Genomic DNA, 17413 nt, shown 5'->3' on the forward strand with positions numbered 1-17413 from the left:
CGCGATCGGGGGAGCGAATGGATCCGCAGGTGGTGCAGTTCGCACAGACCGCCGGCACGACCGTGGTCGCACTGATGGCCACAGAGGCGTGGAGCGCGACGCGCGACCGGGTTGTCGCGCTGTGGCAGCGTTTCCGGCCGGGCGACGTAGATGGCGTCGAGGCCGCCCTCGACGAGGCACGGGCGCAGATCGTCCTCGCGCGTGAGGGTGAAAGCGAGGCAGAGGACAGATTGGCCGGCGAGTGGCAAGGGCGGATGGTGCTTCTCCTGACGACCGACCCCTCCACAGCACCAGCCCTGGAGCGGGTTCTGCGCGAGGCTCGCGAGCTCCTTCCTCCTGGTGAGCAGTCGTCCATCGGCTCGGTGCGCATCTCGGCCCACGCGACCGGAAACTCCCACGTCTACCAAGCAGGGCGCGACCTGCACATCACCGAGCGGAGTGTCGGCCGCCATACGCGCCCGTGACGTCCGTCCGGACAGGGTGTTCCGTGCCCAACGCGACCAGCACTTCGAGGAACATCATCAGCACAGTCCGGCCGAGCCCGCGAACGGGTGGCTGGGGCCGGTGCCGCGCTCCGTCCGGGTGCCGCTGACGTCCGCTCTGGGTCACGTGGGGACATTCGGCCATCCATTCGGAAGACCTGCCCATCCACGGCCTGCCGGGCGGCACCGACACCTCAAGCGATGTCGTGGACGTTGTGCTCGCTCAGGTCGGATGCATGACGGGCGACGGCGCGGTAGTCGGCATCGTCGTGGAGGACAGCCAGGCCATGGTGGGCAGCAGTACCGGCGATGATGAGATCCACTGCCGAGGCACTGCGATGCTCCCCAGCCTGGGCCATCCGGTGTTGCACCGCACTGATCCAGCGCCCCGCGTTCTTCGGCACGGACACGTCAGGGTATAGGTCAGTGAACATCTCCGCGATCTCGTCGTACTCGCGCCTGTTCCGGGCGCTGTAGAGGAATTCGGCGCGCTGCACGTAACAGGACGCAACGGCCCCCGCGTCGATTGCGTCGTACCAGGCCGATTGCAGCTTAGGATCGCGGAGCAGCCGTACCAGGCCGGACGTGTCGAGCAGGTAGATCACCGGTTGTTCTTCTCCGCCCGGTGCAGACGCTCGGCGTCCTCGACGGCACCCCACTCACGCGCACGCTCGAAGTGCCTGCTGATCCGTGCCGCTCGCTCCTGCTGCTCGGCGTAGAAGTGCAGAGCGAGATTGACCGCCTCCTTCTTGGTCCTGACCTTGGACAGAGCCATGGCGCGCTCTAGGGCATCGTCATCGATGTCGATCTGTGTCACAGACATGCGACACCTCCTGCGCAATGTTGCTGATATACATAGAAGAATACGCCACCAACATCCACGGGTCCACGGCCTACTTAGGCCCGGCGAGATTGAGTCTCAGCGGTAGTCCGGGTGGGCGCGTCGAAATGGCAGCCAGCGTCCCGCTGCGAGCGCTGGTTGCCATATGCCCGGGACGCCGCCGTAGCGCTATGGCTCTGAGTATCTGTACGGATGCGGCTGGTGCCCAGGGGGCTGCATGATCGCTCCGGCAGGGCCCGAACGACGAGGAGGGCAGAGTGAAGCGGTCACAGCGGCGTCGTGCAGGCAAGGCAGGACATAAGGCGGCGCGTGCAATGCCCGTCCTGGAGCCGAGCAGCCGAGACGTCGATGGCACTCGTGTCGGTTACCTCGTCATACATGGGATCGGCAACCAGCACAGGCGCATCGGCTCGGGGCGTTCAGTGCTGCACCACATGGGCCGGAGCATGGTGGACCCGATCGCCAAGGCACACGGTGCGTCATCGGTGACGTGGACGGAGACTCCCGAATGCAGGGAAAGCTCTGGTCAGTGGCCTCTCGGTACCCCGGCCCACGCAACGGTCGGCATCACCGTTCCTGACCAGCCGACGAGGAGGGTGCTCATCGCGGAGGCGGTCTGGGCAGACCGCTTCCGCCGACCAGCGTGGTACCTCCGGTGGCTGCTGACCCTGGGCTACGTCCTGCTAAGCCTGCCCGCAGTGCTTCTGCTGGTCGGTCCAGACCGCCGCGACCGCAGCTTCTGGGCGCCCGTCGAAACCTCGTTCAAGCGCACCTTCCTGAGCTCCCTCCGTGACGGCCTACGCCCCGACGCTTTCCTCACCAGTCCGGACTTTCGCCACTTGGCCCGCATGGGGTGGCGGTTTCTGACTTTGCTCGTGCTCCTGGCCGCATTCATGGCGCTATTCATGAAGCACCCTTGGTGGAGCATCGGCGGTGCGGCCGCCCTGATCTTCCTCCTGTGCACACGGCTGAATCTCGCAGACCATGTGATCACGGCTGCTGCACGAGACCACGAACGAGAGCGGCTGCTCGACTTCTTGGAGGAGCGGCTGCGCTGGATGCGAGAGAACTGCGACAAGATCGTGATCATCGCTCACTCGCAAGGTGGCTTTCTGGCCCACCAGCTCATGGCTCGCCACGGAGGTCGCAATCAGTCGAAGGCGATTCGACTCGTGGGGGTCGGATCGGGCCTCAAGCCCATCTGGGTTCTCCGACAGATCAAGCGTCCGCTCGTTTGGGCGGTGGCATGGATGCTGCCCATCGCCTCGCTCTGCATGGTCTGGGGTACGTCGCCTCTCATCGAACCGAGCAATTCAGAGGTTGCCGCTGCAATGCTGATGCAGTTGAAGGCCATTACACCTTCTCTGGCGTTGCCACTGGCCGTACAGTCCCCCGAGTTCGTCACAGCCATGCTGCACGGCGTGGCTGAGTCGATGGAGCGGACCCAGTTCGGCCTTCTCCTCGTGGGTGACATGCCCTGGGAACGGTGGACCGCCGTCGTGGTGAGTGCGATGCTGACCATCGCTTGCGGGCTGATCGTCAGGTTCCGCATCCACCCCGAGACGAAGGCGCCTTTTGTCTTGCCGCCGTCCAGCGACTCGAAGCAGTTGGAGTGGGAGGAATACAGCAGCCAGCACGACATGGTGGGAAGAATGCTGCTGCCCCCACTCCCACAGAATGTCGAGCAAGAGGCCACACCAGTACTCGGCCACCCATTGGGGGACCACACCAACTACTTCGGGAATGATGGACTTCTCTCGCGCCATCTAGCAGCCAGGCTGCTTACTGACGTTGATTCCCCAACACACGCAAGCCTGGGCGCGCAGCGGTGGGCAGAGGCAGTCGCCCGATACGAACGTGCCCTGCGGAAGCAACATGACCGACGACGCTGCTTTCAAGCAGTGCTCATTCTATGGGTGACTTCAGCTGTTCTAATCCCGCGAATAGCGCGCGGAGCTACCATCGTCGAGGCGGTCATCGCGAGCTGGCAGCCGCTTGCACTAGTGACGGTGGTACTCAGCGCCATATTTACCTGGCGAGGCCGGAAGAGCCACCGGGAGCTGGTTGCCATGCTCGACAACGAACTGCGAGGCGAACTGCAGCCGATGTCGCCAATCAATATCGTGGCCCCCGAACACAGGACCACTACGACACTGGCGCTGGCGATTGGTGCCGTATTCTGCTTCTTCGGGGCCCTGGGGTTGAGTCTGTTGTCGGACCTACAACCAGCCTGGAACGTTCAGTCGATTGGCGCGGCCATGCTCGCCGCCTTCATCCTCGCCGCCCTTGCTGCCGCGACAGGATCCGGTTACCGGATACGGCGACGCTGGGTTGCTGGTGCGGGACTCCTGGCCTGCCTTCCTGCCCTGACCTCTAGCGGTCCCCTCGGCTCAAGTGCCCCTGCGTGGGCGACGGCCCCTGGGGGACTCCTCGCTGCCGTTGTATCGGTGGCAGTAGCGATCGCGCTGATCGGCCTGACCAGGGCACGCGTAGTTTCCCTCCCAGAGGTTGCGTCGGGCCATTCGCTCGTGGTTCCCGGCCAGCGGGAAGTCGCCAATAATCTCGCAACACTCAAGGCCGAGCGCAGATGAGGCAGAAGTCGCAGTCAGACTCCTGATCATTTCGACGCCTCAGGATCTGGGGTGCCCGGGGTTGGGAGGCCGCACACGCTCCCGCACGGAAGAAGCTCTGGATCGCGATGGCGCTCCGACCTCACGCTCCTACCAGCGCAAGGTCCGGCATGTCTCGTCTTCACCGATTCCGACGGATGCCACCGCTCGAGGGGCTACTGTCCAGGCCCAGCGGCGCAGCGCCCGCCCATCCCTCATCACGGGAGTTTCGACATGAGCGGCCACCCGATGTGGTCAGACACGGAGTTCGCGGCATCCGAGACAGCGGCCGGCATGACTGCGGAGGAGATCGACGCGACACTGTCGGCCATGGCCCTCGCCGCGACGGCCCTCCTCCAAGAGTGCAAGGCCGTACAACAGCGCAGGGAGGAATGGGACACACTCAGCGAAGGCGAAATCCGGGATCGGTCGGGTCACCCAGGCTTGCCCTACCGCCCGGAGCGCGTCCTGCTCTCGGTCCGCCTGCAGCTGGCCACCGACTCCGCGCGAGCGTACGAGTCCGCCGCGCACGAGTTCGTCAGCTGGTGGACCGACATCGCGATGGCGGCGTGGAGGTCCGCGGTCCACGGCACACCCCTGCTTCGCGCACGTATGGGAGGGGCGGCGCCGAACACCCTGATGACCAAGGAGGAACTGGCTCTACTGCCACGAGTGGATGAGCACACTCGGCAACTCGTTGAGCTTGGCGCGTTCCTGAGCGCACCGATGGCGTACGAGTCGGCACATGATCACGATCAGGACCTCGAAGCCCTCACCACCGACCTGGGGGCCCGCTCCGGACTGCGCGTTCAGTGGGACGAGACAGGCAAGGCGCGGGCGCTTCCCGAAGACGAACCGGAGGCAAGGCGCCGCCGCCTCTGGGGTGATTTCTGGATCGAACACCGCATCCCCAGGCTCCCGGATCCGCACGAACTGAACCTCCTTGCGGCCCATGCACCGTCACAGACTGCGGAGAGCATTCGCACTGCAGCCAAGGCTGTGATCGAGTCGGTATCGGCGAGACAGCGCCTCTCGGAGATGGAGAACAACGAGGCGCCCTGGACCCCCGTCGAAGCCACCGAATACGACTGTCTGTCCGCGCTGTGGAACGACCTGACCACGCGCCTGGCCGACTTCGCACAGGTCATCACCGCCGGACTGCCCGAAATTCGCGCAGCGCACAGTGACCAGGACGGCAACGGCAGCTGATCTGCCCGACGCGGAAGCTGCCGCTGGCCACGTACTGAAATCTTCCGTGCGGTCCGACATCGATGGACCGGACAACCTCGACAGCGGACTGTGCTTGCCTCGGTGCACCACAATCGTTTCGACAAGGCGTCGTCGCGGTCGACGACGGCCACCGCGGCCTCATCTCCCAGCGCATCGTCGGCCATAGCCCGGCTGATCGCGAGCAGGTGACAGCGCTCCGCTCGTCGGCCCACGACCGGACGCCCACCCTGTCGCGGTCGGCCACCGCGCCTGGCACACCAGCCAGCTGACTGCCCTACTGAACCCGCTCGCGGGTCAGCTGCTCGACGGCACGCGTGCAGGGGGCACCGTACACACCGCGGTCACCTGGGACGACCTGCTGCCGCTCATGTGAGGGATCGCCTTACCGCCGACGTTCATGCCGATGACCAGCAGACATGCTTGGAGTCCGGCCGCCGCTACTTGGAAGTGGTGCTGCAAGGACTGCACAGCTGAGCCGCCAACCCCATCAGCGCGGCCAGGCCCTTGCCGTATCCATGTGTGCAGTCGCGACCACCACGCCGTGCTGCCTGCGTGTCAGAGCCGCTCTCGGTCGCCGCGGACCGAACGCCTGTCCTTGCTCTCCCTCCGCGGTGCGCCGTGCCCATAGCGTGCCCATAAGACCGGACAACCACGGTAAACAGCGGTGCGATCCGCCCCCTGCGATGAGCCAGCGGTAAGGCAACCGTGCAGGTCAGAGGCATAATGCCCGCGCAATCCCGTCGCTTCCCAAGCTGAGAGCGCGAGTTCGATTCTCGTCACCCGCTCCATGCAGAGGGCCCAGGTCATCGACCCGGGCCTTCTTTGTTGTCTGGACCGACCAGGGAATCACACCGTTTGTGCACTGTGTCCGACGGTTGCGCTGTGGCCCGCGCACGCGGTGCTTCCCCGTGATGTCCGGGAAGTGAGGCCGACGTGGCGCGGACAGCATGGTGGAGACACGGCTGCATGTGTTCTCAGCGACCACCGTTCCCATCCTGCTGCACAACATCCGTGCCACCAGAGCCGCACGAGTTGCCCGAGCACCGTCACTTCCCGAGCGGCGAGCGCGAGTTCGGCTCTCGTCGTGTCAGAGCGGGAGATCGTCGGGGAGTACCCGAAACACCTTGTGGTGGCCCAAGGGGCGTACGGCCCGGAAGTCACGTCGGTCGAGGGTGAGGATCGCGTCCGTGTCGTAGTCGGCGGCGAGCGCCACGTTGACCGCGTCGGCGAGGTCGAGGTCCAGCGCACGGTAGCGGACACGGACGGACTGCGCGGCGCCCAGGTGGTCCTCCGTGATCTCCGGCATGACGACGCGCCCCCGGTTCATCCAGCGCCGGAGGTCGTCGACCGCGCCGAGGGCGGCCGTCCTGCCGAGCTCGCGCGTGGCGACGTGGTCCAGTTCGGCCAGCAGCAAGGGGGACATGACCAGGAGGCCGGCCGCCATGATCGCCTCGTTCGCCGCCCGGTGTTCCGGGTGAGCCGAGTCCAGGGCCGCCAGGAGGCCGGACGTGTCGGCGATGACAATGATCACGCGGCGGTTTCGGAATCCGAGTCGGTCTCACGGCGGACGGCGTCGGCGACCGCGTCACGGACCTCCGCCTTGGAGGGCGTGCGGCCCGTCCCCTCGAAGGTGCGCGAGAACAGCGGCTCGTCCCAGACCCTGTTCGCCATGGCCGCGAGGTGGATGCCCTGGCGGATGATCTCGGCCTCGCTGATCCCCCGACGCTTCGCGGCCTCCTTGATGATCGCCAGGTCCTCGGGGTCGGCGTAGACGTTCGTGCGCTTCATGGGCATGTACCAACAGTAGTCCATGTACCGGATTGACACACGCAGGTTCCTCGCTCTTCGGACCATCGGATGCTGGCCGCGCCCACCGAGCCGAGGCGAGGGCCCGGCAGCCCTGTGCGACCGCGACTGCCATGGAGAACTTCTTGACGAGCGCGAGCCTGGCACTGACCGGCAGATTGGCCGCGTTGGCCGCGTTCATCTCCGGAGTGCACTCCTCCGCCACCGCGCCGATCCGCATCAGCGCCTCACCCATGGCTTCTCTGTCCGTGAGTACGGAGTCCATCTGGTCTCGGTCTGCGCCAGCCGGTCGACGAGGCACACCAGCACAGCGGCACAACCTCACAATGCATCACTGGAGATATAGTCGATAGCATCATTGATATCTCTGGAGGCACTCATGAGTCGAACTGTGATCGACCTTGACGATCAGCTGGTCGCGGAGGTGGCCAAAGCGCTCGGGACCAGCACCAAGAAGGAGACGGTCAACACCGCCCTGCGTGAGGTGCTCCAGAACCGACGGCGCGCTCTTGCGCTCACTCGTCTGCGAGCGGCAGCGGAGGACGGCGCTTTTGATCTGGACCTTCTTGAGGACAAGGGGAACCACCGCCGGTGAACGCCGCGCAATTCCTCATCGACACCAGCGCGCTCGCCCGCTTGCTGCGGGGCGATGCCGAGCAGTACGGATGGGACCGGGCGGCAGCAGCCGGGCTCATCGCCACCTGCTCCATCACCGAGCTGGAGTTCTTCTACAGCGCACGCTCCGCCGACGACAGGGCCCAGGGCATCGAGAACATGCGTCTGCTCTTCGGCTGGGTTCCCGTCGATGACCGGGCCTACGACCGCGCCTGGCAAGTCCAGGAGATCCTCACCCAACGCGGGCAGCACCGCAGCGCCGGGCCTGTCGACCTCGTCGTGGCCGCCACGGCTGAAGTGCAGGGACTCACCCTTCTGCACCGCGACCGGGATTTCGAATGTGTGGCGGCTGTCACCGGTCAGGCGCTCCAGTGGTACGGCCCCGAAGCCGGCAAGTGAGCGCGACGGGCACGTCGAACACACGAAGCCCTTGGATACGGAGTCCGGGTTCACCGAGAACAGTGTGAGGTAGACCTGGAAGGCCAGCACGTACGAGCCGCTCTTCGCGGCGGCGAAGAGAAGGAAGGGGCGGTTGGCCGCGATGGTGCGCGCCAGTCGGCGGCGAGCGGGCCGATCAGGATGCCCGCCTGGTGGAAGACGTTGAAGGCGGCGAAGGCGTGCGTTGTTCGGTGGGCTAGTCGCGTCGCTGCGCGGTCGGGATCCGGGGGTGGTTGCCGTCCGCCGGGGGTGACGGCATACGGATCAGTTCGCGTTCGAGTTCGTCCAGGGCGCGGCGGGCTTCCTCGATGCGGTGGGCCAGTGCGGTGTGCTCCGGGCGATCCGGGTGAGGTCGGGGCTCCGAGGAGGTCGTCCCGTCCATTTCGCGGGCCTCGTCGAGGGAGGTGATGACGACGCCGATGAGGATGTTGACGAGGACGAAGGAGGCGAGGAGTACGTAGGAGCCGTAGTAGAGGAGGCTCCAGCGGGAGATGTCGAGGCCCGCGTGGACGGCGTCGCCGATGCCGTCCAAAGTCATCAGCAGGAAGAGGGTGAGCACGGCGCGGCCGATGGAGCCGTAGTGCTCGGGGTCGTGGCCGCCGAAGAAGACCCAGCCCACCATCGCGTAGACGTACAGCAGCAGGGCGCCGACGAGGAGGAAGCTCAGCGTGCCGGGCAGGCTGCGGGCGACGGCTACGAGCACGATGCGCAGTTGGGGCAGGAAGCGAGCGGTTCGCAGGACGCGGGCCAGGCGCAGCAGGCGCAGTACGGTCGTGTTCTCGCGTACGACGGGCAGGAACGCGCACAGGACCACGGCCAGGTCGAAGAGGTTCCACGGGTCCCTGAAGAACTCCCCGGGGCGGTCGGCGTGCGCGGCCAGGCGCAGCACGATCTCCACGGTGAAGGCGGCCAGGCAGAGGTGCTCGGCCAGCCGTAACCAGTGCTGGTGGTCGGCGACGATGCCGGAGTAGGTCTCGACGCCGAGCAGCGCGGCGTTGAGGAGGATCAGGGCGAAGACGGTGACGGCGAACCAGCGCGTCTCGACGACGGCAGTGCACCGGCGGGCCAAGGCCGCTCGGGAACGGGGGATCTGCTGCTGGGGCATCTGCTGCCCGGCCTCCTTCACAGGGCGCGACGGCCCGCTCGGCCCACTCGCGGATGAGGGGCCGACGCGAGGAGCGGTCACGCCGCAGGAGGTTTTCTACAGCACTGTAGATCACGCCGGGCGCACGGCCCGGCTACCGGTGACCGGGGGCGTTACGGGACCTGTCGCTGGAGGTAGCGGGCCAGCAGGTCGTCCAGGCTCACGATGCCGGTGAGCCGCCCCGCGCCGTCGCGGACCACGGCGAGCGACGCCCGCCGTCGGCGCAGCACCTCGATGGCCTCGGCGACCGTGGCGTCCTTTGCCAGTTCGGGCACGGGACGGGCCAGCGCGCGGGCGCCGGTGGACCGTCCCTGTGCTCGCGCCACCAGGACGTCGCGTACGTGCAGGGAGCCGAGGACGGCGTCCTCCCGGCGGACCAGCAGCCGGGTGCGGTCGTGCGCGGCGGCCAGGGCGAGGATCTCCTCTGCCTCGGCGTCGGCGTCGACCGCCACGATGCCGGCGGCCGGAAGCATCAGGTCGCGCACGGGTGTCTCGGGCTCGGTCAGTGACCGGGTCAGCAGGTCGGAGTCGGTTTCACTGATCAGACCCAGCCGTTCGGACTCCTCGACCAGGTGGGTGAGCTGGTCCCGGTTGTGGACGGAGGCCAGTTCGTCGCGCGGGGTGACCCGGCAAAGGCGGACCAGGGCGTTGCTGATGCGGTTGAGGATCCAGATCAGCGGCCGTACGGCACTCGCGACGGCGCGGAAGGGCGGGGACAGCAGCATCGCGGAGCGCTCGGGGTGGGCAATCGCCCAGGACTTGGGCGCCATCTCGCCGAGGACCATGTGGAGGAACACCACGACGATCATCGCCACGGCGAAGGCAACGCCGTAGCTGAGCGCGGGCGGCAGGCCCAACTCGTGCAGCAGCGGGTCCAGTTCGTGGGAGATCGCGGGCTTGGACACCGAGCCGAGTCCCAGCGTGCACACGGTGATGCCGAGCTGGGCGCCCGCCAGCATCAGCGAGAGCTCCCGCATGCCCGCCAACGCGGCCTTGGCGCCGCGCTGTCCGTCGGCCACGGCCTTCTCCATACGGTGCCGCTTGGCGGCGACCAGCGCGAACTCGGCCGCGACGAAGAACCCGCTGCCGACGAGCAGCAGGACGGTGACGAAGAGAGCCATCGGGAAACTCATGCCTGCTCCTCTGCCTTCTCGGCCGGCCGCTCGATCCGGATCCGCTCGGGCACGTGCCGGTCCAGGGTGCGTACGTCGATCTCGGCGCTGCCGCCGCCGCGCAGCTCCACGGTGAGCCGGTCCCCGATCGCCGGGAAGCGGCCGAGCCGGTCGACGATGAGCCCGGCCACGGTCTCGTAGTCGTCCTCCTCGGGCAGCTCGACGCCGGTGGCCTCGGCCACCTCGTCCAGGCGGCGCCCGGCGTCCACCAGCCAGCCCTCGCCGTCCGCGACGGCCACCTCGGTGACGGTGTCCGACTCGTCGGCGATGTCACCCACCAGCTCCTCGGCGATGTCCTCGTAGGTGACGACGCCGGCCACGCCGCCGTGCTCGTCCAGGACGACGGCGAACTCGTCGTCGTCCTCGCGCATCCGCTCCACGGCGTCCGGCAGTGGCAAGGTGTCCGGCAGCAGCAGGGGCCGCCGGGCCGCTGCCCCGGCCGTGGTGGCGGAGACCTGCCCGGCGGGCAGTGCCATCAGCTCCCGCACCCCCAGTACGCCCGCGACGTCGTCCGGGTGGTCCCCGAGTACGGGGTAGTTGGAGTGGCCGTGCCGGGCGATGAGGGTGATGGCCTCGGCGGCCGTGGCGTCCTTGCGGACGAAGACCGCGTCGGCCCGCGGCACCATCACCTCGTGCAGCGTCCGCTCGGAGAACTCCAGGGCGTGGTCGAGCAGCCGGGCCGTACCGCGCGGCAGCTCGCCCTGTTCGTGGGACTCGCCGATCAGGTGGCCCAGCTCCTCCAGGGTGGCGCCGTGGTGCAGTTCTTCGACCGGTTCGATACCGACCTTGCGCAGCAGCTTGTTGGCCGCCCCGTCGAAGATCCGGACGACCGGGCCGACGACTTTCAGATAGGCGAGCGTCGAGCCCGCGAGCGACTTCGCGAGCCTTTCCGGGACGGCGATGGCGAGGTTCTTCGGGGCCAGCTCGCCCAGCACCATCTGCACGACCGTGGCCAGGACGAAGGCGAGGACGACGGAGATGCCGGTGACGGCCCCGTCGGGGATGCCGATGCCGGACAGCACGGGCCGCAGCAGCGCGGAGACGGACGGCTCGGCGATGAAGCCGACCACCAGCCCGGTCACCGTGATGCCGAGCTGGGCGCCCGAGAGCATGAACGACAGCCGCTCCAGCACCTTCAGGGCGCGGGCGGCCCGCTTGTCGCCCCCTTCGGCCTCACGGGCGAGGGCGAGCCGGTCGGCCGAGACGTAGGCGAACTCCTGGGCGACGAAATAGCCCGTACCCGCGGTCAGCACGAACACGGCCAGCACACCCAGCCAGGCTTCCACGACGCTCATCCCGCACCGCCCCGCCGGGTGCCGTGCTCAGGAAGTACTGGGCGCGATGGTCGAGGGCCGTGCCCCGAAGGGTCCGTCGATCTGGCGGACAAGCTCTGGCTCCCTCACTGGATGGGTGACACGAGAACGATTCTGGCCGAAACCGGGTTCCCGGCTCGCTCACTCCCCGGACCCGTGTCGGGGACGGCCGCCTGCTCCGTACCGGCACGTCGCCGAAGGAGGGACCCCCTCACGGAGTGCCTCTCTGGCCAGGTCGGGAGCGTCTTTCGGCCTTTCCGGAGGCGTCCGGCCGGAGCGCGCTCCCCGCCCGTCGGGGCAACTCTATGCTTCTACTCGTTTGTAGAAACAGGCCCCGGGGTGACCCTGGCCGCACACCCGTGGAGAGGGCCGAGTCGGCTTCCGGCCGGACGGCGCCACCTCATGGAACACACGTACGCATAAGGAGTGGACGCCACGATGGTGTTCAAGCGACTTCTCGGCTCGCTCGGTGTGGGCGCCCCCACGGTCGACACGGTGCTCGATCCGGCTCCCGTCCTGCCCGGCGGTACGCTCACCGGCCAGGTTCACCTCAAGGGCGGGCAGGCCGACTTCGACATCGAGCACATCACCCTGGAGCTGGTGGCCCGGGTCGAGGCGGAGCACGAGGACGGGGAGAGCGAGGGCGTCGTCGTCTTCGACCGGTTCACCGTCGGCGGCGGCTTCCGGCTCGGGGCGGGGGAACCGCGCAGCGTGCCCTTCCGGGTCACGCTGCCCTGGGAGACGCCGATCACCGAGCTGTACGGACAGCCGCTGGGCATCGTGCTCGGCGTGCGCACCGAGCTGGCGGTCGCCGGCGCCAGGGACAAGGGCGACCTGGACCAGCTCACCGTCACGGCCCTGCCGGTCCAGGAGGCCGTCCTGGAAGCCTTCGGACAGCTCGGTTTCGGCTTCAGGTCGGCCGATCTGGAGTACGGGCACATCGGTGGGACGGGCCAGCAGCTGCCCTTCTACCAGGAGATCGAGCTCGTCCCCGCTCCTGAGTACGCTCACCGGCTCAACGAGGTCGAGCTGACCTTCCTGGCCGCACCCGGCGGGCTCGACGTGGTCCTGGAGGGGGACAAGCGCGGCGGGCTCTTCTCCTCCGGCCAGGACGCCGTCACCCGCTTCACCGTCGGCCACCACGACGTCCGCGACTGGACCGCAGAGGTGGAGGGGTGGGTCCGGCAGCTCCTCGACCACCACGCGACGCACGGGGCCCACAGCGCGTACGGGCACGGCACGCCGTACACCGACCACGGACACCACGGACACCACGACGACCACCGCTCGGGCCCCGGCGTGGGCACGGCCGTCGCAGCCGGAGCGGCCGGGCTCGCGGTCGGCGTGGTCGGCGGCATGGTCGCCGCGGAAGTCGTGGACGAGGTCGGCGACTTCTTCGCGGGCGACGACGAGGAAGAGGACGAGGGCTGAGGGCCTGCGACCGCCCGAGGGCGGATCACGTCCCCTGGCTGGTGGGCAGCGGGGCGGCCGGCCGGACCGCGGTGAAGTCCTGGAGCTGAAGGCGAGTGGCGGAGAGCAGCAGCAGCCACTCGTCGCAACCCTGCCACGGAGAGAGATCGCCGCCGCCTCCGCGCACCACCCGCGGCCCGTCCCCGGTGCGAGGGCGTGCGTCCGCGGGTGCGTTCGTGAAACGGGGGATCCACACGTCGGCGCAGATCTCGTTCGCCGATCCCATCGCCGCAAGCCCGAAGGCGTTCTCGGCGGCGGCGGTGCGGTCCTCGTCGGCGAAGTCGTCGAGGACCTGGTCCTCCTCCGGCCTCCCGTCCCCCCGGAAGGTCAGCGTGGTCGTCCCCGCCCGGGCGGCATACTCCCACTCCGCCTCACTGGGCAGCCGGAAGGGCAACGCTCCGAGCAGATCGTCCAGGTCGCCCTCGATCCGGGCCGTGCCCGCATCCGACTCGGCGAAGCCGTCCTCGTACTCGGGCAGCCAGTGCCGTACCTGCGCCACCGTGAGCGGATGCCGTGCGATCAGGAACGGCTCGACCCGCACGGTCCGCACCGGCCGGGCCTGGTCGGCGCCGTTGAAGAACGCGTCGAGGTCGTCATCGGCGCCGTCGGTCCGCTCGATGGCACGCACCGCGTCCAACTCCGCGTCGGACAGGCCCATCCGGAACGTCCCACCGGGAACGCTCCGGAAGACCACTCCGGAGGGAGTGTGTCGCCAGGCCGGTCGGCCGGCCACTGTTTCTCGAGCCCACATGGCGCCGGACGCTAGCAGCAGCGGGGCCCCTCGGCCGAAGGAGGGGATCCGGAGCGCGAGTTCGGTTCTCGTCTCCCGCTCCATGCGGAAGGCCCAGGTCGACCTGAGCTTGCCGGTGCCCGGCTACCGGGGCCGGTCGCCGCCGAAGACCTCCTCGACGAGTCGCCGGGTCGCCTTCTGGAAGGCGGCTGCCATGGACATCGTCGTGTCGTCGACGTAGTGCAGTGCGGCGGTCAGGGTCCTGGCGCCGTCGGGTGTGCTGTGCATCAGTGCCGCGTGGCCCGCCATGCCGTCGTTGTGGGTGATGACGGTGCCGCCGCCTTCGCCCGCCTGCTGTACGAACACCCCGAGGCCGTAGCCGGCCTTGGGATGCGGCTCGCACATCTCGGCCAGCAGCGCGGGCGGTCGGGGAGTTGTTCACCACGGTCTTCATGCAATCGGGCCTGCCCAGGATGACGGCCCGGGTGCTGGCCGGCCTCTACACCACCGACGCCGGCAGTCTCACCGCCTCCGAGCTCGCCGAGGGCCTCGGGATCAGCCCGGCGTCCGTCTCCAAGGCGGTCGCGTTCCTGGAGGGCCAGGGCCTCATCCGCCGGGAACGCGACGAACGCCGCCGGGAGCGTTACGTCGTCGACGACGACGTCATGTACCAGTCGATGATGGCCAGCGCCCGCGCCACCGCCCACCTCGGCGAGGTCGCCCGGCAGGGCGTCGGCATCCTCGGCCCCGGCACCCCGGCCGCCGCCCGCCTGGAGAACATCGCCCGCTTCGTCGACTTCGTCTCCGAGAGCATCGCCCGCGCCGCGGACCAGGCCCGCGAGATCCTCCACACGCACCCCGGAACGACCTCGGACGGCAGTGCCTGACCCGCGCCGGGCGGGCGAGGGAGAGAGAAGCGGTTGTCAGCCGGCGGCCTTGAAGCCGCGCAGGCGCAGGCTGTTGCCGACGACGAAGACGGAGGAGAAGGCCATGGCGGCTCCGGCGATCATCGGGTTGAGGAGTCCGGCGGCGGCCAGGGGCAGGGCGGCGATGTTGTAGGCGAAGGCCCAGAAGAGGTTGGACTTGATGGTGCCGAGCGTCTTGCGGGCGAGGCGGATGGCGTCGGCGGCGGCGCGCAGGTCGCCGCGGACGAGGGTGAGGTCGCCCGCCTCGATGGCGGCGTCGGTGCCGGTGCCCATGGCGAGCCCCAGGTCGGCCTGGGCGAGGGCGGCGGCGTCGTTGACCCCGTCGCCCGCCATCGCCACCGCACGTCCCTCGCCCTGGAGGCGCTTGACGACGGCGACCTTGTCCTCGGGCATGACCTCGGCGATCACGTGCTCGGGAGCGATGCCGACCTGAGCCGCCACCGCCTCGGCGACGGCCCGGTTGTCACCGGTGAGGAGGATCGGGGTCAGCCCCAGGGCGCGCAGCCGACCGATGGCTTCGGCGCTGGTCTCCTTGACGGCGTCGGCGACCTCCAGGACGGCCCGCGCCTCGCCGTCCCAGGCGACCGCGATCGCGGTGCGTCCCGCCGCCTCCGCTTCGGCCCTGGCGCGTGCCAGGTCGGCGGGCAGCTCCATGGCCCACTCGGCGAGGAGCTTCTCGCGGCCCACGAGGACGGCATGCCCCTCGACGACGCCCTGCACGCCGAGACCGGGGACGTTGGCGAAGTCCTCCGGGACGGGCAGGGTGCCCGTGCGCTCGGCCGCCCCGGCAGCCACCGCCCGCGCGATCGGGTGCTCGGAGGCGTGCTCCAGGGCGCCGGCCAGGCGCAGTACGTCCCTCTCCCCGGTGCCCTGCGCCGTGTGTACGGCGAGCAGGGTCATGCGGCCGGTGGTGACGGTGCCGGTCTTGTCCAGGACGATGGTGTCGGCCTTGCGGGTGGACTCCAGGACCTCGGGCCCCTTGATGAGGATGCCGAGCTGGGCGCCGCGCCCGGTGCCGACCATGAGCGCGGTCGGGGTGGCCAGCCCCAGGGCGCAGGGGCAGGCGATGATCAGGACGGCCACGGCGGCGGTGAACGCGGCGGTCAGCCCGGAGCCGTTGCCGATCCAGAAGCCGAGGGTGGCCAGCGCGAGGGCGATCACGACCGGGACGAAGACGCCGGAGATGCGGTCGGCGAGCCGCTGGGCGGCCGCCTTGCCGTTCTGCGCGTCCTCCACCAGCTTCGCCATCCGCGCCAGCTGGGTGTCCGCGCCGACCCGCGTCGCCTCGACCACGAGCCGGCCGCCCGCGTTCACGGTCGCACCGGTGACCACGTCGCCCACGCCGACCTCGGCCGGCACCGACTCGCCGGTGAGCATCGACGCGTCGACCGCGGAGGTGCCCTCGACGACCGTGCCGTCGGTCGCGATCTTCTCGCCCGGGCGGACCAGGAAACGGTCGCCGACCCCCAGCTCGCCCACCGGGATCCGCGCCTCACGGCCGTCGCGCAGGACCGTGACGTGCTGGGCGCCCAGTTCCATCAGGGCCTTCAGCGCGGCACCGGCCTTGCGCCTGGAACGGGCCTCGAAGTAGCGCCCGGCGAGGAGGAAGGCGGTCACCCCGGCGGCGGCCTCCAGGTAGATGTTCCCGGCGCCGTCGCTGCGGGCGATGGTCAGTTCGAAGGGGTGGGTCATGCCGGGCGTGCCCGCCGTGCCGAGGAACAGCGCCCACAGCGACCACAGGAACGCCGCCGACGTGCCGACCGAGATCAGGGTGTCCATGGTGGCCGCGCCGTGCCGGGCGTTGGTGAACGCGGCCTTGTGGAAGGGCCAGGCCGCGTACGTCACCACGGGCGCCGCCAGGGTCAGCGACAGCCACTGCCAGTACGCGAACTGGAGCGCCGGCACCATCGCCATCGCGATCACCGGGACGGCCAGCACCACGGCCGTGACCAGCCGTTCCCGCAGCGGCCGCAACGCGTCGACGGCCTCGGCGCTCTCCGGGCCGGACTCCGAGCCGGTGCGCACCGGCTCGGGCTCGCGGGCCGTGTAACCGGTCGCCTCGACCGTGGCGATCAGCTCGGGGACGGACACGTCGCCGGCATAGCTGACCTTCGCCTTCTCGGTGGCGTAGTTGACGGTCGCGGTGACCCCCTCCATCCGGTTCAGCTTCCTCTCGATCCGGGCGGCACACGAAGCGCAGGTCATGCCGCCGATGGCGAGTTCCACCTCGGTGGTGTCGGGGACGGTGGTGTCCATCACTACTCCTCGTGCGGCTCGGGTGGGGCGAACGGGGGAAAGGGGGCCGGGCCCCTGGGGCGGGCCCGGCCGGTCGCGGGACCGTCAGGCGGCGCGGCCGGTGAGCTCGTAGCCGGCGTCGTCGACGACCTCGGCCAGCAGTGCGTCGTCGGGCCGGTCCGCCGTGGTGACCGCGACCCGGCCGGTCTCCAGGTCGACGTCGACCGCCAGGACGCCGTCGAGGGCGCCGATCTCCCGGGTGAGCGTGGCCTCGCAGTGCCCGCAGGTCATCCCGGAGACCTCGTAGACGGTGGTGACCCCCGCGGTCGCGGTGCCGGTGGCGGTGCGCGGGCCGGTGGCGGCGCCGGTGGAGCAGCTGCCGTCAGGGGTGCAGCAGGACAT

General features: G+C 69.1%; 17 protein-coding genes and 3 pseudogenes. 8 read left to right on the forward strand and 12 right to left on the reverse strand.

The genetic code is table 11. The features are described 5' to 3' along the window. The first annotated feature begins 17 nt into the window (after positions 1-17). A complete protein-coding gene (locus IE94_RS0108235; protein ID WP_030180433.1) occupies positions 18-464 on the forward strand; it encodes a hypothetical protein in 447 nt (148 codons plus the stop codon). 212 nt (positions 465-676) lie between these two features. On the opposite strand, the gene IE94_RS0108240 is transcribed toward IE94_RS0108235, so the two are convergent. After that, positions 677-1087 carry a PIN domain-containing protein gene (locus tag IE94_RS0108240; protein WP_030180436.1) on the reverse strand — a complete coding sequence of 137 codons (411 nt, stop codon included), beginning with the start codon at positions 1085-1087 and terminating at the stop codon, positions 677-679. After that, entirely contained in the window at positions 1084-1305 is a 222-nt protein-coding gene (locus IE94_RS0108245) for a type II toxin-antitoxin system VapB family antitoxin (RefSeq protein ID WP_030180438.1), read from the reverse strand. Before IE94_RS0108245 ends, IE94_RS0108240 begins: the two co-directional genes overlap by 4 nt. Before the next feature lie 332 nt (positions 1306-1637). Here IE94_RS0108245 and IE94_RS0108250 point away from each other — a divergent pair, with 332 nt between their 5' ends. From IE94_RS0108250 to IE94_RS41695, 3 genes and pseudogenes are all read left to right on the forward strand, one after another. Next, positions 1638-3914: an alpha/beta hydrolase family protein gene (locus IE94_RS0108250; RefSeq protein WP_030180440.1), complete on the forward strand. Its 2277-nt coding sequence runs from the start codon at positions 1638-1640 to the stop codon at positions 3912-3914. A 252-nt stretch (positions 3915-4166) separates the two neighbouring features. After that, positions 4167-5141, forward strand: coding sequence for a hypothetical protein (locus IE94_RS0108255; RefSeq protein WP_030180442.1), 975 nt, complete (start codon positions 4167-4169; stop codon positions 5139-5141). Between the two features lie 64 nt (positions 5142-5205). Then, a pseudogene (locus tag IE94_RS41695) lies at positions 5206-5535 on the forward strand (hypothetical protein); the annotation flags it as partial. A 714-nt stretch (positions 5536-6249) separates the two neighbouring features. On the opposite strand, the gene IE94_RS0108260 reads toward IE94_RS41695, so the two are convergent. Beyond that, on the reverse strand, positions 6250-6693 hold the full coding sequence (locus IE94_RS0108260) for a PIN domain-containing protein (RefSeq protein WP_030180445.1): 444 nt from the start codon (positions 6691-6693) through the stop codon (positions 6250-6252). Next, entirely contained in the window at positions 6690-6956 is a 267-nt protein-coding gene (locus IE94_RS0108265; RefSeq protein ID WP_030180448.1) for a ribbon-helix-helix domain-containing protein, read from the reverse strand. Before IE94_RS0108265 ends, IE94_RS0108260 begins: the two co-directional genes overlap by 4 nt. A gap of 391 nt (positions 6957-7347) precedes the next feature. On the opposite strand from IE94_RS0108265, the gene IE94_RS0108270 reads away from it, so the two are divergent. Together IE94_RS0108270 and IE94_RS0108275 are read left to right on the forward strand one after the other, a co-directional pair. Beyond that, the gene (locus IE94_RS0108270) at positions 7348-7563 is read left to right on the forward strand and encodes a type II toxin-antitoxin system VapB family antitoxin (RefSeq protein ID WP_030180451.1); all 216 of its coding nucleotides are present in this window, start codon (positions 7348-7350) and stop codon (positions 7561-7563) included. Continuing rightward, entirely contained in the window at positions 7560-7982 is a 423-nt protein-coding gene (locus IE94_RS0108275; RefSeq protein ID WP_030180454.1) for a PIN domain nuclease, read from the forward strand. Before IE94_RS0108270 ends, IE94_RS0108275 begins: the two co-directional genes overlap by 4 nt. 60 nt (positions 7983-8042) lie before the next feature. Here the strand turns inward: IE94_RS0108275 and IE94_RS40905 are convergent. The 4 genes and pseudogenes from IE94_RS40905 to IE94_RS0108290 form a co-directional block, all read right to left on the reverse strand. Further along, positions 8043-8230: pseudogene (locus IE94_RS40905) on the reverse strand (MFS transporter); the annotation flags it as partial. Continuing rightward, complete coding sequence (locus IE94_RS0108280) at positions 8218-9126, reverse strand: ion transporter (protein WP_030180456.1); 909 nt, start codon at positions 9124-9126, stop codon at positions 8218-8220. The gene IE94_RS0108280 and the pseudogene IE94_RS40905, both read right to left, overlap by 13 nt. A 152-nt stretch (positions 9127-9278) precedes the next feature. Beyond that, entirely contained in the window at positions 9279-10298 is a 1020-nt protein-coding gene (locus tag IE94_RS0108285) for a hemolysin family protein (protein ID WP_030180458.1), read from the reverse strand. Further along, positions 10295-11632 (reverse strand): hemolysin family protein, encoded by a 1338-nt coding sequence (locus IE94_RS0108290; RefSeq protein ID WP_030180459.1) that lies wholly within the window; start codon positions 11630-11632, stop codon positions 10295-10297. The genes IE94_RS0108285 and IE94_RS0108290 overlap by 4 nt, the downstream gene beginning before the upstream one ends. A gap of 456 nt (positions 11633-12088) precedes the next feature. On the opposite strand from IE94_RS0108290, the gene IE94_RS0108295 reads away from it, so the two are divergent. Then, positions 12089-13081, forward strand: a complete 993-nt coding sequence (locus IE94_RS0108295) for a sporulation protein (RefSeq protein WP_030180461.1) — start codon at positions 12089-12091, stop codon at positions 13079-13081. A 25-nt stretch (positions 13082-13106) separates the two neighbouring features. On the opposite strand, the gene IE94_RS0108300 is transcribed toward IE94_RS0108295, so the two are convergent. Next, on the reverse strand, positions 13107-13778 hold the full coding sequence (locus IE94_RS0108300) for a formylglycine-generating enzyme family protein (RefSeq protein ID WP_209441047.1): 672 nt from the start codon (positions 13776-13778) through the stop codon (positions 13107-13109). A gap of 216 nt (positions 13779-13994) precedes the next feature. Continuing rightward, positions 13995-14255: a hypothetical protein gene (locus tag IE94_RS0108305; protein WP_030180468.1), complete on the reverse strand. Its 261-nt coding sequence runs from the start codon at positions 14253-14255 to the stop codon at positions 13995-13997. On the opposite strand from IE94_RS0108305, the pseudogene IE94_RS0108310 reads away from it, so the two are divergent. Continuing rightward, a pseudogene (locus IE94_RS0108310) lies at positions 14180-14737 on the forward strand (GbsR/MarR family transcriptional regulator); the annotation flags it as partial. The gene IE94_RS0108305 and the pseudogene IE94_RS0108310 sit on opposite strands and share 76 nt — an antisense overlap. A 36-nt stretch (positions 14738-14773) precedes the next feature. On the opposite strand, the gene IE94_RS0108315 reads toward IE94_RS0108310, so the two are convergent. Together IE94_RS0108315 and IE94_RS0108320 are read right to left on the reverse strand one after the other, a co-directional pair. Next, positions 14774-17032: a heavy metal translocating P-type ATPase gene (locus IE94_RS0108315; protein ID WP_030180472.1), complete on the reverse strand. Its 2259-nt coding sequence runs from the start codon at positions 17030-17032 to the stop codon at positions 14774-14776. 84 nt (positions 17033-17116) lie between these two features. Continuing rightward, positions 17117-17413 (reverse strand): heavy-metal-associated domain-containing protein, encoded by a 297-nt coding sequence (locus IE94_RS0108320; RefSeq protein ID WP_030180474.1) that lies wholly within the window; start codon positions 17411-17413, stop codon positions 17117-17119.

Origin of the sequence: Streptomyces violaceorubidus, assembly GCF_000717995.1 — a bacterium.
GTDB classification, from domain to species: Bacteria; Actinomycetota; Actinomycetes; order Streptomycetales; family Streptomycetaceae; genus Streptomyces; species Streptomyces violaceorubidus.

Coding starts and splice junctions, on each gene's coding strand:
- IE94_RS0108235 (WP_030180433.1), top strand. CDS start 18: ATGGATCCGCAGGTGGTGCAGTTCGCACAGACCGCCGGCACGACCGTG.
- IE94_RS0108245 (WP_030180438.1), bottom strand. CDS start 1,305: ATGTCTGTGACACAGATCGACATCGATGACGATGCCCTAGAGCGCGCC.
- IE94_RS0108250 (WP_030180440.1), top strand. CDS start 1,638: ATGCCCGTCCTGGAGCCGAGCAGCCGAGACGTCGATGGCACTCGTGTC.
- IE94_RS0108255 (WP_030180442.1), top strand. CDS start 4,167: ATGAGCGGCCACCCGATGTGGTCAGACACGGAGTTCGCGGCATCCGAG.
- IE94_RS0108265 (WP_030180448.1), bottom strand. CDS start 6,956: ATGCCCATGAAGCGCACGAACGTCTACGCCGACCCCGAGGACCTGGCG.
- IE94_RS0108270 (WP_030180451.1), top strand. CDS start 7,348: ATGAGTCGAACTGTGATCGACCTTGACGATCAGCTGGTCGCGGAGGTG.
- IE94_RS0108280 (WP_030180456.1), bottom strand. CDS start 9,126: ATGCCCCAGCAGCAGATCCCCCGTTCCCGAGCGGCCTTGGCCCGCCGG.
- IE94_RS0108285 (WP_030180458.1), bottom strand. CDS start 10,298: ATGAGTTTCCCGATGGCTCTCTTCGTCACCGTCCTGCTGCTCGTCGGC.
- IE94_RS0108290 (WP_030180459.1), bottom strand. CDS start 11,632: ATGAGCGTCGTGGAAGCCTGGCTGGGTGTGCTGGCCGTGTTCGTGCTG.
- IE94_RS0108295 (WP_030180461.1), top strand. CDS start 12,089: ATGGTGTTCAAGCGACTTCTCGGCTCGCTCGGTGTGGGCGCCCCCACG.
- IE94_RS0108300 (WP_209441047.1), bottom strand. CDS start 13,778: ATGGGCCTGTCCGACGCGGAGTTGGACGCGGTGCGTGCCATCGAGCGG.
- IE94_RS0108305 (WP_030180468.1), bottom strand. CDS start 14,255: ATGTGCGAGCCGCATCCCAAGGCCGGCTACGGCCTCGGGGTGTTCGTA.
- IE94_RS0108315 (WP_030180472.1), bottom strand. CDS start 17,032: ATGGACACCACCGTCCCCGACACCACCGAGGTGGAACTCGCCATCGGC.
- IE94_RS0108320 (WP_030180474.1), bottom strand. CDS start 17,413: ATGTCCTGCTGCACCCCTGACGGCAGCTGCTCCACCGGCGCCGCCACC.